This is a genomic window from Mesorhizobium sp. M1A.T.Ca.IN.004.03.1.1 (assembly GCF_003997555.1).
GTDB lineage: Bacteria > Pseudomonadota > Alphaproteobacteria > Rhizobiales > Rhizobiaceae > Mesorhizobium.
The window spans coordinates 697462-712307 of sequence record NZ_RZTV01000003.1 but is presented as its reverse complement, the minus strand read 5'-3'; the positions used below and the strand labels follow the sequence as shown (position 1 = coordinate 712307).

The window sequence follows — 14846 nt, the reverse complement described above, 5'->3', positions numbered from 1 at the left end:
CGCGGCGCCCGCCGCAACGTGTGTTGCGATTTTTCCCGAACCAGCCAAAGACAGCCACAACTTGTCCGCAGACACTCAGACCGCTCAAGAAGCGTTGACGTTCACAGACCTCGGCCTGTCGCCGAAGGTCCTCTCCGCAGTCACCGATGCCGGCTACACCAAGCCTACCCCGATCCAGTCCGGCGCCATTCCGCATGCGCTGCTCGGGAAGGATGTGTTGGGCATTGCGCAGACAGGCACCGGCAAGACCGCTTCCTTCGTGCTGCCGATGCTGACCCGGCTGGAAAAGGGCCGTGCGCGTGCCCGGATGCCGCGCACGCTGATCCTCGAGCCGACACGCGAGCTCGCCGCCCAGGTTGAGGAAAACTTCGTCAAATACGGCAAGAACCACAAGCTCAACATCGCGCTGCTGATCGGCGGCGTCTCCTTCGAGGAGCAGGACAAGAAGCTGGAGCGCGGCGCCGATGTGCTGATCGCCACGCCCGGCCGGCTGCTCGACCACCGCGAGCGCGGCAAGCTCTTGCTCAACGGCGTCGAGATCCTCGTCATCGACGAGGCCGACCGTATGCTCGATATGGGCTTCATCCCGGATATCGAGCGCATCTGCGAGATGATCCCGTTCACGCGCCAGACCTTGTTCTTCTCGGCGACCATGCCGCCGGAAATCACCAAGCTCACCGAGAAATTCCTGCATGCGCCGGTGCGCGTCGAGGTATCCAGAGCCGCTTCCACCGCGACCAGCATCACGCAGCGCCTGGTGAAGTCAGGCTCCAAGCCGTGGGACAAGCGCGAGACGCTTCGCAATCTCATGCGGGCCGAAGAGTCCGATCTGAAGAACGCCATCATCTTCTGCAACCGCAAGGTCGAAGTGTCGGAGCTTTTCCGCTCGCTGCTGAAGCATGATTTCGACGCCGGCGCGCTGCATGGCGACATGGATCAGCGCGCCCGCATGCAGATGCTTGCCAATTTCCGCGATGGCAAGCTCCGTTACCTCGTCGCCTCGGACGTCGCCGCCCGCGGCCTCGATATTCCAGACGTCAGCCACGTCTTCAACTACGACGTGCCGATCCATGCAGAGGATTATGTCCACCGTATCGGGCGCACCGGCCGGGCCGGCCGCTCCGGAAAATCCTTCACCATCGCGACGCGCTCCGACACCAAATATGTCGACGCCATCGAAAAGCTGATTGGCACCAAGATCGAATGGCATGACGGCGACCTGTCAACGGTCGCCGAGAGCGAAGGCGAAGAAGCGCCTCGCCGTGGCCGCGGCGCGCCGCGGCGCGCCGGTCGCAAGGATGAGGACCGCAAGAGCCGTGGCGAGCGCAAGAAAAGCGCGGACCGCCACGCCAGGCACAGCGACGACGAGACGCCGGAGACACCACGCGAAGAGCAGCCGGTGGCCGAGATTGCCGATATTGCCGAGCGCCGCGCCCGCAAGGATGCGATCCGTTCCGAGAACGACCGCAAGGGTTCCGACAACCGCAACGAGCAGCGCGGGGCTTCCCGTCCTCAGCGCGACCACAGCCGCCCTGGCCGCCACCGCCATGAAGAGGACGACGCGACCGTCGGCTTCGGCGATGACGTGCCCGCCTTCATGCGCATCGTCGCGAAGGTCTGACCTCAATACCGCGTCGGCAACAACGAGGCGGCCCCGAATGGGGCCGTTCCTCTACTGCCGTTTCGAAGGATACAAGCGCTTTGCCGGGATTGTCCTGCTGCCGCTTACATCGGGCCGGGCATCATCTTGGTCGGCTTCTCCAGCATCGGAAACTCGGCGTCGCTGCATTTCACCTTCGGATTCGTCGGGCTGAACATGCCGTTCGGATTGTCCCTGAACAGCCAGGCGTGAAGATCGTAATGGACGAACTCCTTCGGGATGAGCGGATAATGCCCCTCCATCGGACCCATGAATTTCTGGCCGAATAGGCTCGGTGGTTCCTTGACATCCGGCGTCAAGGGCACCAGCCATTCTACGGCGACCAGCTTCAAGCCTTTCTTGGTCGGTTCGTAAATGAGCACGTTGGGCTTCATCGGGTCGAGCTTCTGGCCGACGCTCGGAACGTTGACGAAATGGATGCCCATGGCGCCCTTCGGATATTCCATCGTGCCCGGAATCTTCTCGCCCGAGTAATAGACGCAGCCGACGGTCGACAGATAGAGGTCGCGAACGGCGGCCGTGTAGTCCTCATATTTGGCCAGCGATTTTTTCAGAGCTTCGATGTCGGCCTTGTTGGCGTCTTCGGCTCGGGCCGTGGCGGCTCCAACCCATGCGCCCAAGAGGCCAGTTAAAACGAGGACGCCGCAGCGCCCAAGGCGAGTCGTTCTTGTCATGCATTCCTCCCAGATTCTTGAACTGGCCGTGCAAGACCGAGGCGGAAAAATGCTGATTGCGCGGCCGGTTGTACCGCCTCGTCCCCGCTGGACAGCGTCGATGCTAGTCCTTTCCAAGGCGATGGAAAGGCATCAATTAGAACTAGCTGAGGCCCCGACGCCTTTTCCCATCTCGAGGTCAAAAACAAAACGGCCCTCGCGGGGCCGTTTGCATAGTAGAGTAGTTCTCCTGGCAGCAGCTTCTATCAGGTCAGCGGCGACAGCTGGATCTCGACGCGACGGTTCTGGGCGCGACCGGCGGCCGTCGCGTTGGAAGCAACCGGACGTGTCTTGCCGAAGCCGGTGACGGCGAAGCGGCGGGAATCGACGCCCTGGCCCGACAGGTAGTTGGCGACGGCGAGCGCACGGCGCTGCGACAGGTCGAAATTGTGCTCGTCGCCGCCGGTCGAGTCGGTGTGGCCGAAGACGTCGACGGTCGTCTGGCGGAACTTGTTCAGCACCAGCGCCACCGAGTTCAGCACCGGGTAGAAGCCCGGCTTCACCGCGTCCTGGTCGACGTTGAAGGTGATGTCGGACGGCATGTTGAGAATGATCTGGTCGCCGCTGCGGGTGACGCTGACGCCGGTGCCCTGCAGCTGACGGCGAAGCTCGGCCTCGTTCTGGTCCATCGTCGCGCCGATCGCGCCGCCGGCAAGGGCGCCGATGCCCGCACCGATCAGCGCGTTGCGGCGGTCGTTGCCGCCGGCCAGCAGACCAAGGCTGGCACCCGCCAACGCGCCGAGGCCGGCGCCGGCCGCGGTGTTGGAGATCTTCTGGTCGCCGGTATACGGATCGGTGGTGGTGCAGGCGCTCACGAGCACAGCCGTCGCCACGGCGACGAGCACGGTCTTCTTCATAAGATTGTCCCTCTCCAAATCGCGGCCGTTGCAGCCGCGCCAAATCAGCCCTTCCGCACGCGTTGTACCATGAATTGCGGCAAAAAGCGGAACGGCAAAGCTACCAGAGGTTCTTGCCGTCGATCACCACCACTTCGACCCTGTCCAGGTCGAAGTCGTCGAACAGGCGAGAGTTGACGCTGATCCTCGGGTTGTCGAAGTCGGGCTGGCCCGTCGACCAGTCCGGCGTTTCGGTGAAGGTGCCGCAGCCGCAGGTCGAGCAGAAACCATGCTTTATGGTTTTCGAGCCCCAGCGGTAGAAGGAGACGTTCTCAGGCGGGCAGGTGAGCTTGAATTGCGACGGGACGTAATAGGCCCAGAGCGACCCGCGCTTGGAGCAGAATGAGCACGTGCATTGCGTCACCGTCTGCGGCGCCTCGGAGACTTCGAAAGTCGTGGCCTTGCAGTGGCAGCTTCCCTTGATGATCATGGATCTCTCCGTTGTCCGCCGCCCGCCCCGCACAGTTCCGTGCGGAAGACGCGGCGGAACTTCTGTGGCAGCAAGGCAACATAAAGACGTCGTCCTGACAACCGTTCGTCAGCAGGCGCGGCAGCGCCCGGTCGAGAGCTCACATGGCACTGCCTGGCCGCGGCAATCCTAGTAAGAGGGCGGCGGCACGAACAGGCAGATGGTCTTGCCGGCGTCCAATCCGGCCTGGTGCGCGCACCAGTGATATTCGCCATCAGGCGAATCCTTGACCCGCTTGTCGCTGTAGGCGACCACCTCGCCCGTGCCTTTTATCACATAGCCTTCCGGCCGCTCGCCGATCGATGTCTGTGGCACCTCCTTGCAGTCGTAGTTGGCGCAGCAGGCAAAGGGATAGCTCCAGGCTTGCGGAAGCACCGCCGTAGGTTTGGCGTCGTGCGCGACGGCAGTAGCGGTCAGCATCATGGTCCCGAAGGTGGCGAACAGGGAAAACAGGAGCCGGCCGGCCGGGCGAACGGCTCGGGCCGATCTTGACTTGGCAGCAGACATCGAAGCGTTCCTTTCGAGCATCAAGCGTTTTGTCGCTTGCCCGTTCCCGGAACGTGTCTTCCCAGTGGCCGGATCGTCAGTCGCAGATATGCCGCGTCCGGCCATACATGCTTCTATACCCAGCCCGAATGCTGGGCTGATTCCTTGGCCGGCGCAAGAACTGGGCGTGCCCTCGGAATCGCACCGGGGTTCAGCAGCGGCCGCAGAAAAGGGTGCGCCGACTTGGTTAACAATAACTACGACAAGCCTGCGACCAGGGGTGCCTAAGAACGAAATTCTGCCGACGGAAGTTCCGACCGTCAGCCGGTGACATGTTCACGATATTGCGGCAGGTCGTCCGTAATCGTGAACCATGGCGCCTTGGAACCGACGAAGATATGTGCACTTGGGCGAATGCTCGGATCGCCCGTCAGGGTTCCCATGGCAACATGGACGTAGGCACCCTCCCGCACCAAGGAGTAGAGCAAGGAGCCGCACTGCCCGCAATGCGCGTCGTGGCCGCCGGCATTGCCATAGATCAGCAGCCTGTCGTCGCCCGCGGTGAGATGAAACTTGTCGCGCGCGATGCCGGCAATGGGCTTGAAAGCCGACCCTGTGGTACGGCGGCAGTTCGAGCAATGGCAATTCACCGCGTAGGCGAATTCATCGGTCACCTCGTTGCGGACAGTGCCGCAGAAGCATTGCCCGGCAAGCGTACGAGCACTTGCCTTTTCCGGATTTGCCAAGGTCTCACCCCCTGCCAGCCGCCACCCTGCGGAAGTTTTTCGAAATACCTAGTCGAGGTCCGCCACCGCCTCACCTGCACCGCCCTCGATGCGATGCGACAGCGAGGCCTCCATGAATTCGTCGAGATCGCCGTCGAGCACGCTTGACGGGCTGGTGTTTTCGACGCCGGTGCGCAGATCCTTCACCAGCTGATAGGGCTGGAGGACGTAAGAACGGATCTGGTGGCCCCAGCCGATATCGCTCTTCGAGGCCTCGGTGGCGTTCGCCACGGCTTCGCGCTTCTTCAGCTCTTCCTCGTAGAGCCGCGAGCGCAGCATCTCCCAGGCCTTGGCCCGGTTCTTGTGCTGCGAGCGTTCGGCTTGGCAGGCAACTGCGATGCCGGTAGCGAGGTGGGTGATACGCACCGCCGAGTCGGTGGTGTTGACGTGCTGGCCGCCCGACCCGGATGAACGGTAGGTGTCGATGCGCACGTCGGATTCCGAAACGTTGATCTCGATCGTGTCGTCGATGACGGGATAGACCCAGACGCTGGCGAAGGAGGTGTGGCGGCGCGCATTGCTGTCGTAGGGCGAGATGCGCACCAGGCGGTGAACGCCAGATTCCGTCTTCAGCCAGCCATAGGCGTTGTGCCCCTTGATGAGCACAGTGGCCGACTTGATGCCGGCCTCTTCGCCTTCATGGACTTCCAGCACCTCGACTTTGAAGCGGCGCCGCTCGGCCCAGCGCGTGTACATGCGCAAGAGCATCGAGGCCCAGTCCTGGCTCTCGGTGCCGCCGGCGCCGGCATGGATTTCAAGATAGGTGTCGTTGGCGTCCGCCTCGCCCGACAACAGGGTCTCCACCTGACGGGCCTTGGCCTCGCCCTGCATCGAACGCAGCGCCGCTTCGGCTTCGGCGACGACGCCCTCGTCGCCCTCTTCCTCGCCGAGTTCGATCAGGCCGATATTGTCCTCGAGCGCCTGGGTCAGGCCTTTGACCGCCGCGATCCCCTCATCGAGGCTCTGGCGCTCCCGCATTAGCTTCTGCGCTTCCGCAGGGTCGTTCCAGAGGCTGGAATCCTCCGCGCGCGAGTTCAGATATTCAAGCCGCTTGAGGGCCGGATCCCAGTCAAAGATGCCTCCTCAGCAGGGTTATCGCCTGCCTGATCTCGTCGACAATGTTCTGCGTTTCCGCGCGCATGGCTCTTCGTTCTGTCCTGTTCTTGTCGTTCTTTTCGGAATCGGCGCGATACATAGGCACGGCACCGCCGCCTGTAAAGCGAAATGGGCCGGCGTTAAGCTGCCGGCCCATTCGAAACCTGGGGAAGTCAGTAAAGGCCGCCGCCGCCGTCCTGGATGGCCTGATTGGCCTGCGGCGACAGCGCGCCGCCGGCACCATTGGAGCCGTCCGCGCCCATGCCGATGACCCAATAGCTGTCGGCCGGGCCGGTGCCGGGCTTGAACGCCTCGATGATGGTGTTGGGGTCGCCTTCGGCCGCGCGCATGCCGGTCTTGCGGTTGATGGCGATCAGCTTCATGCCTTCCGGAACCTGGAAGTCGACATTGGGCGTGCCGTCGAGCGCGACGCGCATGAAGTCCTTGAAGATCGGCGCGGCGAGGCCACCCCCCGTGGCGCCCTTGCCCAGGCCGCGCGGCGTATCGTAACCCATATAGAGGCCGACGACGAGGTTCGGCGTGAAGCCGATGAACCAGGCGTCCTTCTCGTCATTGGTGGTTCCGGTCTTGCCGGCGATATGGCGGCCGAGCTCGGCGATGGTGGCGCCGGTGCCGCGCTGCACCACGCCCTCCATCATGGAGGTGATCTGGTAGGCGGTCATCGGATCGAGCACCTGCTCGGAATTGTCGACCAGTTCCGGCTCGGGTTGGTTCTTCCATTCGGCGGCGTTGCAGCCCTCGCAGCCGCGTTCGTCCTGCTTGAACACGGTCTTGCCGTAGCGATCCTGGATGCGGTCGATCAGCGACGGTTTGATCGACTTGCCGCCATTGGCCATGATCGAATAGGCCGACACCATGCGCATGACCGTCGTCTCGCCGGAGCCCAGAGCCATCGGCAGATAGGGCGCAAGATGATCGTAAACGCCGAAACGCTCGGCATATTCGACGACCAGCTTCATGCCCATGTCGTTGGCCAGCCGCACCGTCATCAGGTTGCGCGACTTCTCGATGCCCGAGCGCAAGGTGGCCGGGCCGGCGGCCGTGCCGTCATAGTTCTTCGGCGTCCAGGTCGTGTTGCCGCTCTGGATGGTGATCGGCCCGTCCATGATCACGGAAGCCGGCGTGTAGCCGTTGTCGAGCGCCGCCGAATAGACGATCGGCTTGAACGAGGAGCCCGGCTGGCGCATCGCCTGGGTAGCGCGGTTGAACTCCGACTGCGCGTAGGAGAAGCCGCCGACCATGGCCAACACACGCCCGGTATGCGGATCCATGGCAACCAGGCCGCCTTCGACCTCGGGCACCTGGCGCAGGCTATAGGCGTTGTCGGAGCCCTCGTTCTTCTGCACGAAGATGACGTCGCCGGGTTCAAGCACTTCCGCCGGAGATTTCGCCCTGACGGACTTGCCGTTGACGAAATGGCGCATGGCAAAGCCCATGTCGTCCTTGCTGACGGTGCCCTCGACGCGGTCCTTGACGAGGTCGCCGGAGACCTGGCGCGCCGGCTGAATGCCGATCGTCAGCCCGTCGGCAGAACTGTCAAGCACGACGGCGAGCGTCCACTCCGGCACGTCCTCCAGCCCCTTGACCGCGCCGAGCGGCACGCCCCAGTCGCCGGAAACGTCGATATGGGTCACCGGTCCGCGATAGCCGCGCAGCGTATCGTATTTCAGCAATCCGTTCTGCATCGCCTTGCGGGCGATGAGCTGGATTTTCGGATCGAGCGTGGTGCGCACCGACAGGCCGCCCTCATAGAGCGCATTCTCGCCGTAGCGGGCGATGATCTGGCGGCGCACCTCCTCGGTGAAATACTCGCCCGCGAACAGGTAGGAGCCGTTGCGGCGCGGCTTCACGCCGAGCGGCTCGGCCTTGGCCTTGTCGCCCTCCTCGCGCGTGACGTAGCCGTTCTCGACCATCTGATCGATGACCCAATTGCGGCGCTCGATCGCCCGGTCGGCATGCTTGAAGGGATGATAGTTGTTGGGGCCCTTGGGCAGCGAAGCAAGGTAAGCGGCTTCAGCGACGGTGAGTTCGTTGACCGACTTGTCGAAATAGGTCAGCGCGGCGCCGGCCACGCCATAGGCGCCGAAGCCGAAGAAGATCTCGTTGAGATAGAGCTCGAGGATGCGGTCCTTCGAATAGGCCTGTTCGATGCGGAAGGCCAGGATCATCTCTTTGATCTTGCGCTCGTAGGTCTGGTCGGAGGTCAGCAGGAAGTTCTTTGCAACCTGCTGCGTGATCGTCGAGGCGCCGACCTGACGCCTGCCGGAGCCGAAATTCTGCAGATTGACGATGATGGCGCGGCCGAGGCCGGTGATGTCGATGCCCGGATGGTTATAGAAGTTCTTGTCCTCGGCCGACATGAAGGCTGCCTTGACGCGGTCCGGGATCGCCTGGATCGGCAGATAAAGGCGCCGCTCGCGAGCATATTCGGCCATCAGCGAGCCATCCGAGGCATGGATGCGCGTCGTCACCGGCGGCTCATATTTGGCCAGAACCTCGTAGTCGGGCAGATCTTTCGTCAGATGGCCGATGTAGATGGCAAGGCCCGCAGCGACCAGCAGCGCCAGCGTCGTGCCGATGCCGAAGAAATAGCCGATGAGACGAATCATGCCCGCTCCAGTCCGAGGTTCGGGATTTCCTAAACGAAGCCGACAGTCGCGCAAGCTTCAGGGGCGGTCCCAATCCGCAATGGAAACCCATTGTCGCGACCATGTGGACAAAATACGGCAGCACGAAGTTTCAGGAACTCAGTCCGCCAAATAATAACGCCACGTGTTGTCGTCGCGCAACGCTGCTTGCGGTTGTAGGACGGCTCAAGGTTGTGGGCAGGTGGGTCCCGTCAGCCCCCGGCCCTGGCTCCCGCTTTCGCTGCGGCAAACAGGGCAACGGCATTGGTTATGCTCTGAGCCGCCTTGCCGCGCCAGTCGGCGCTGAGCAATTGCGCCTCGTCCTTGCTGTTGGAGAGGTAACCAAGCTCGACCAGAACCGAGGGCACGTCGGGAGCCTTCAGCACCTTGAAGCCGGCCGAGCGCTGCGGATTGTTGATCAGACCGACGCTGGTCGACAACTGGCCGACCAGCGTGTGCGCAAAGCTCATCGAAAATCCGTGGGTCTCGCGGCGGATCAGTTCGATCAGGATGTCGGTGACCTCCTTATTGTCGTCCTCGATCTTTAGGCCGGCGAACTGGTCGGAGAGGTTTTCACGATCGGCGAGCGCCTGAGCCTCGGGATCGGAAGCCTTGTCCGAGAGCGTGTAGACCGTGGCGCCGCGGAGACCTCTGACGGCGATCGTATCGGCATGGATGGAGATCAAGAGATCGGCTTCGTGCTGGCGGGCGATGCGCACGCGCTCGTCGAGCGGCAGGTACACGTCACTGTCCCGTGTCATATAGACATCATAGCTGCCGACCGCGGCCAGCTTGTCACGTAGTTCGGTCGCAAAAGCGAGCGTGACGTTCTTCTCGACCGTGCCGCCGGCGCTCTCCGCGCCGCCGTCGACGCCGCCATGACCCGGATCGATGACCACTGTGAAGCGGTGCCCAGGCGCCGAAATCGGCCCTGTGCCGACACGGCCGCCCTTGTCGGTAGAAACGGTCGAGCCGGTCGTCAGCGCTTGGTTGGCCAAAGCCTCGTCGAATTCTCTTTCGGATGCGGCCGACATGTCGATGGCGACGCGATAGCCGCTGCCATCGTCATTCTTCAGCACCTCTAGCTTGTCGACGGCAAACGGTCCTTTGCCGGTGAGGATCAGCCGCGAGCCTTTGCCCTGATCGCCGTAGCGAACGGCGCGCACCAGCCCGCGCGGCTTCACGTCCTTGGCGTTGAGGGCGAATCGCGTGCGCGGCAGATCGACCACAAGGCGGCTGGGACCGCGCAGCAGGAACCACTTCACGTCCGGTTCTCTGTCGAAGGTCACGACGATGCGCATCTTGGTGGCGTCGCCGGCCATCTTGTAGCCGGTGGCGCCAAGCAACCCGTCGGCCCGCGAGGCGGCGGTCACGCCAAGCAGGATCACCAGCAGGAAAACAGCCCTTGCCATGAGCCGCAGATGCCCGGCGGCGCCACGCTCCTTGTCTGCGGTGCCTGCCAGTCCCATCTCTATTCTAGTCGCTCCCGTTAGGCGCCTCGCGCCGGCCTGTTTGGCAGAACGGCCTGTCTGGCGGCCAACCCGATTAACGATTGGTATCCAGAGAAGGTTAACCAAGCCTTTCATGCGGTAGGTGGAGCGCCACCTTCCCCTGCGGAAGCGCTTTTTGCCGGCATCCGAAATCGGGGTTGCCTTCCAACCCGCCAAATCATAAAAGCGACATTGGATCACTGCAATCCTGGAACCGCCCGCCCTGCAGCTTCCCGCCAGGGTAAGATGTGCAAGGCGCTTCCGGGTTTCAGATGATCGCGACGATTTTCGCAGGCGTGCTCCCGTGGCGGGGGAATCGCTTGCGCGATGAAAACGGCCGGGATCTCCCGCGCCGGCTCTGTGCGAGCAAACAAGCTGGTCCGGCCAAGCCCGGGCTTTGGTTCAAAAGGTTCTGCTGGGTGCCGATGGCTTCAAGCGCAATCATGGAAAGGTCCGCATCGAACCGCGCCATTGTGGCTGCGGGCGGCACCGCCATCGCGCTCAAGCTCCGGCCGGCGGACATTCAATTATCCGGCAGCCACACAAATCCAGGCACACAGCGGCGGGGTCTGCCTCGCCAGCTGCGGCTGATGGCTGCCGGGAGGAAACGAAATAATGCCCAACAAGATGCTGATAGACGCCTCCCACCCGGAGGAAACACGCGTTGTTGTCGTTCGCGGTAACCGCATCGAAGAATTCGACTTTGAATCTCAGGACAAGAAGCAGCTCAAAGGAAACATCTATCTCGCCCGCGTAACCCGCGTCGAACCTTCCCTTCAGGCAGCCTTTGTCGAATATGGCGGCAACCGTCACGGTTTTCTCGCCTTCAGTGAAATTCACCCCGACTATTACCAGATCCCGGTCGCCGACCGTCAGGCCCTGCTGCGCGCCGAAGCGCAGGAGGCGGACGACGAAGAGGACGAGGAGGCCGAGACCGGCGAGGAACAGCAGGCGCGCGATCGCGGCGGCCGCCGCAACCGCCGGCGCGGCGGCAAGAACCGCGACCGGGCCGAGCAAAAGCGCGGTTCCGATGCTGCCGGTGCCGACGAAGGCGGCGAAAGCGCCGATGAGGTCGCAGCTTCCAGCGCTTCCGCTGATGAGCCCGGCGATGCGGCCGATACCTCGACCGAAGCCACCGAAGGCTCCGAAACCGTTGAGACCGTAGCCGAGGCAGCCGGCGAAGAGGAGAACAAGGCCCCCGAAGCCGGCAGCGACACCGAAGACGCCGATGCGACCGACAGCGAGAATCGCCAGCCTTCCGAGAGCGGCCCCACTTCGATCGCCGCGAGCATCGATGCGGATGTGATTTCGGAACCGGTGCAGGCCGAATCGACCAGCGAGGTCGCTCCGGCCGAGGAAGCCGCTCCCAGCGACGATGATCGCGGCATGCTCGAAGAAGTTTCGTCCGCACATTCGGACGAACACGAAATCGAATCGGTCGGCGCCGAGGATGCGCTTGAAGAGGTTCGCAACCGCCGCAAGCCGGTGCGCCGCCAGTACAAGATCCAGGAAGTCATCAAGCGCCGCCAGATCCTACTGGTCCAGGTCGTCAAGGAAGAGCGCGGCAACAAGGGCGCGGCGCTGACCACCTATCTGTCGCTCGCCGGCCGCTATTCGGTCTTGATGCCGAACACCGCGCGTGGCGGCGGCATATCGCGCAAGATCACCAATGCCCAGGACCGCAAGCGGCTGAAGGAGGTCGTCGCCGATCTCGAGGTGCCGCAGGGCATGGGAGTCATCCTGCGCACCGCCGGCGAAAGCCGCACCAAGGCCGAGATCAAGCGCGACTATGAATATTTGATGCGGCTTTGGGAGAATGTCCGCAATCTCACGCTGCAGTCCACGGCCCCTGCCCTGGTCTATGAGGAAGGCAGCCTGATCAAGCGCTCGGTCCGCGACCTGTACAACAAGGATATCGACGAGATCCTGGTCTCCGGCGAGGACGGCTACCGCGAGGCCAAGGACTTCATGCGGATGCTGATGCCGAGCCATGCCAAGGTGGTTCAGCCCTACCGCGACACCACGCCGATCTTCGTGCGCAACGGCATCGAGGCGCAGCTCGACCGGATGCTGCAGCCGCAAGTGACGCTGAAGAGCGGCGGCTACATCATCATCAACCAGACCGAGGCGCTGGTCTCGATCGACGTCAACTCCGGCCGCTCCACCAAGGAGCATTCGATCGAAGACACCGCGCTCCACACCAATCTGGAGGCCGCCGAGGAAGTCGCGCGGCAGCTCAGGCTGCGCGACCTTGCCGGCCTGATCGTCATCGACTTCATCGACATGGAGGAGAACCGCAACAACCGCGCGGTCGAGAAGCGGCTGAAGGATCACCTCAAGAACGATCGCGCCCGCATCCAGGTCGGTCGCATCTCGCATTTCGGCCTGATGGAGATGTCGCGCCAGCGCATCCGTGCCAGCGTGCTGGAATCGACGATGAAGCCCTGCCCGCATTGCGGCGGCACAGGCCATGTGAGATCGGACTCCTCGGTGGCGCTGATGGTGGTGCGGGCAATCGAGGAATTCCTGCTCAAGGATTCGCGCAGCCACATCACAGTGCGCACGCCGGCGGCGACCGCGCTTTATGTGCTCAACCACAAGCGCGCCAATCTGGTCGAGCTCGAGGCCCGGTTCGGCCTGAGCATCACGCTCGAAGCCGACGAGACGCTGGGCGCGCAACACTACGCGATCTTCCGCGGCGCGGTGGCTGAGAAGCCGGAAGGCTTCGTCGAGGTGCGCAGCCTGCCGACCTATGTCGAGCCGGAAGAGCCCGAGGACGAGATCGTCGTCGAGGAGGAAGAAGAGGTATCGGTTCAGGCCGAACAGCCGCGCCATCCACAGCAGGGACAGCATCCGCATCGGTCCGAGGACGGCGAAGGCGGCCGCAAGCGCCGCAAACGCCGTCGGCGGCGCGGCGGCAAGGATCGCGACCGCGAGCATCAAGGCCATGGCGATGCCGTCTCGGCCCCCGCACCTGCGGACGCCGGCACGATTGCTGGCGAAGCGACAGCCGAGGTAACGGCTGAAGCACCGGCCGGGGCGGAAGCAGCCGAAGAGGGGCAGGGCAAGAAGCGCCGTCGCGGCAAGCGCGGCGGCAAGCGCAATCGCCGCGAGGAAGGCGAAATCCCTGCCGATGCCGATGCCGGCGATGGTTTCGAAGGCGAAGAAGCGGAAGTCGAAGCTCCCGAAGGCGCGCCGCCGGTCGCTGCAGCCGAAGAGCAGGCCGCGCCCTCGCCCGCCAATGACGATGTCGCGGAAACGGAGAAGCCGAAGAAGCCTCGCCGTGCACCGCGATCGAAGAAGGCTGTCGAGGAAACCGTCTCCGAGAAAGCGCCCGAGCGGGCGGCGGAACTTCCCGCTGAACCTGCGGCCGCCGAACCGGAGCTGACAGCGGCCGCTGCTGCTCCGACCGAGGCCGAAGCGCAGGTCAATGCCCATCCGACGCGGCGCAAACCGCAGTCGATCGACACGCCGGCTGTCCCCGTCGTTTCGTCCAACGTCAGCGAGGAAGCCAAGACCGAAGAAAAGCCGAAGCGTGCCGGCTGGTGGCAGCGGAAGGGCTTTTTCTAAGCTCTGTCAGCTCATTAGGCTTAGTTGTTAAACAGAAGATCCCGTGCCGCCCGGCGCGGGATTTTCGTTTTCTGGCCTTCCAATCTTGCGCCCCAGCACCTGCTAAGGCGCGAAGATCGACCAGTTCATCATCCTGGCGAGCTTCTCAAGCGCTATGGAGCCGAGCTTTGAATTGCCGTTCTCGTTGAGGCCGGGGGACCAGACGGCGAGCGAGGCGACGCCCGGCACGATGCCAAGAATACCGCCACCGACGCCACTCTTACCCGGAATGCCGACACGGAAGGCGAAATCGCCGGAGCCGTCATAGTGGCCGCAGGTCAGCATCAGCGCGCCGATGCGGCGCGCACGCTCGGTCGACACTACCGACAGCCCGGTCGCCGGGTTCCGACCGCCATTGGCGAGGAAGCGGCCGGCCATGGCGAGCTGCCGGCAGCTCATGGCGATGGCGCAATGATGGAAGTAGACGCCCAGCGCCAGCTCCGGCTCATGGTCGAGATTGCCAAAGGACTTCATGTAATTGGCCAGAGCGAAGTTGCGGTAGCCGGTAGCGCGTTCCGAGGCCGCGACCTCGCGGTCGATGATGATCGTGTTGTCGTCGGCCAGGAATTGGACGAAGCGCAGGATCTCGCCGATCGCCTCGCGCGGCTGGTGGCCGGCAAGCAGGATGTCGGATACGACGATGGCGCCGGCGTTGATGAACGGATTGCGCGGAATGCCGCTCTCATGCTCGAGCTGGACGATCGAGTTGAACGGATTGCCCGACGGCTCGCGGCCGACACGCTGCCACAACGCATCGCCGACCTTGCCCAGCGCCAGGGTCAGCGTGAACACCTTCGAGACGCTCTGGATAGAAAAGGGCTGATCGGCATCGCCGGCAAGGATGATGCGCCCGTCATTGGTCACGGCGGCAATGCCGAATTTCTTCGGATCGACCTTGCCGAGCTGCGGGATATAGGTGGCGACATCGCCGCGATCGCTGCGCTCGGTCATTTCGGCGGCCACTTCCGCCAGCGCCTGTTCAAGCTCGGGCATAG

Annotated in this window: 12 protein-coding genes; 2 read left to right on the top strand and 10 right to left on the bottom strand. The window is 63.4% G+C overall.

The window, feature by feature from the left end:
• Positions 1-61: 61 nt before the first annotated feature.
• Positions 62-1621, top strand: a complete 1560-nt coding sequence (locus tag EOD29_RS13795; RefSeq protein WP_067321553.1) for a DEAD/DEAH box helicase — start codon at positions 62-64, stop codon at positions 1619-1621.
• 104 nt (positions 1622-1725) lie between these two features.
• Here the strand turns inward: EOD29_RS13795 and EOD29_RS13790 are convergent, their stop codons facing one another.
• The 9 genes from EOD29_RS13790 to EOD29_RS13750 all read right to left on the bottom strand — a co-directional run bounded on the left by EOD29_RS13790 (position 1726) and on the right by EOD29_RS13750 (position 10765).
• Positions 1726-2334, bottom strand: coding sequence for a hypothetical protein (locus tag EOD29_RS13790; RefSeq protein WP_066989524.1), 609 nt, complete (start codon positions 2332-2334; stop codon positions 1726-1728).
• A 245-nt stretch (positions 2335-2579) separates the two neighbouring features.
• Positions 2580-3230, bottom strand: coding sequence for an OmpA family protein (locus EOD29_RS13785; RefSeq protein WP_095783284.1), 651 nt, complete (start codon positions 3228-3230; stop codon positions 2580-2582).
• Positions 3231-3330: 100 nt separating this feature from the next.
• Positions 3331-3699, bottom strand: coding sequence for a GFA family protein (locus EOD29_RS13780; protein WP_127240099.1), 369 nt, complete (start codon positions 3697-3699; stop codon positions 3331-3333).
• Between the two features lie 168 nt (positions 3700-3867).
• Positions 3868-4245 carry a hypothetical protein gene (locus tag EOD29_RS13775; RefSeq protein ID WP_066989898.1) on the bottom strand — a complete coding sequence of 126 codons (378 nt, stop codon included), beginning with the start codon at positions 4243-4245 and terminating at the stop codon, positions 3868-3870.
• Between the two features lie 299 nt (positions 4246-4544).
• Entirely contained in the window at positions 4545-4970 is a 426-nt protein-coding gene (locus EOD29_RS13770; RefSeq protein WP_127246967.1) for a GFA family protein, read from the bottom strand.
• 48 nt (positions 4971-5018) lie between these two features.
• Positions 5019-6150, bottom strand: a protein-coding gene (gene prfB, locus EOD29_RS13765) for a peptide chain release factor 2 (RefSeq protein WP_127246966.1) whose coding sequence is annotated in 2 segments (ribosomal slippage) — positions 5019-6083 and positions 6085-6150 — 1131 coding nt in all. Because the reading frame shifts where the segments join, the coding sequence is not laid out codon by codon here.
• A 127-nt stretch (positions 6151-6277) separates the two neighbouring features.
• The gene (locus EOD29_RS13760; protein WP_066989516.1) at positions 6278-8734 is read right to left on the bottom strand and encodes a penicillin-binding protein 1A; all 2457 of its coding nucleotides are present in this window, start codon (positions 8732-8734) and stop codon (positions 6278-6280) included.
• A gap of 230 nt (positions 8735-8964) precedes the next feature.
• Positions 8965-10221: an N-acetylmuramoyl-L-alanine amidase gene (locus EOD29_RS13755; protein ID WP_127246965.1), complete on the bottom strand. Its 1257-nt coding sequence runs from the start codon at positions 10219-10221 to the stop codon at positions 8965-8967.
• Positions 10222-10510: 289 nt separating this feature from the next.
• The gene (locus tag EOD29_RS13750) at positions 10511-10765 is read right to left on the bottom strand and encodes a hypothetical protein (RefSeq protein WP_066989511.1); all 255 of its coding nucleotides are present in this window, start codon (positions 10763-10765) and stop codon (positions 10511-10513) included.
• Positions 10766-10857: 92 nt separating this feature from the next.
• Between EOD29_RS13750 and EOD29_RS13745 the strand changes: the two genes are divergently transcribed.
• On the top strand, positions 10858-13812 hold the full coding sequence (locus EOD29_RS13745) for an Rne/Rng family ribonuclease (protein WP_127246964.1): 2955 nt from the start codon (positions 10858-10860) through the stop codon (positions 13810-13812).
• A gap of 102 nt (positions 13813-13914) precedes the next feature.
• Here the strand turns inward: EOD29_RS13745 and EOD29_RS13740 are convergent, their stop codons facing one another.
• Positions 13915-14844 (bottom strand): glutaminase, encoded by a 930-nt coding sequence (locus EOD29_RS13740; RefSeq protein ID WP_164763755.1) that lies wholly within the window; start codon positions 14842-14844, stop codon positions 13915-13917.
• Positions 14845-14846: the final 2 nt, after the last annotated feature.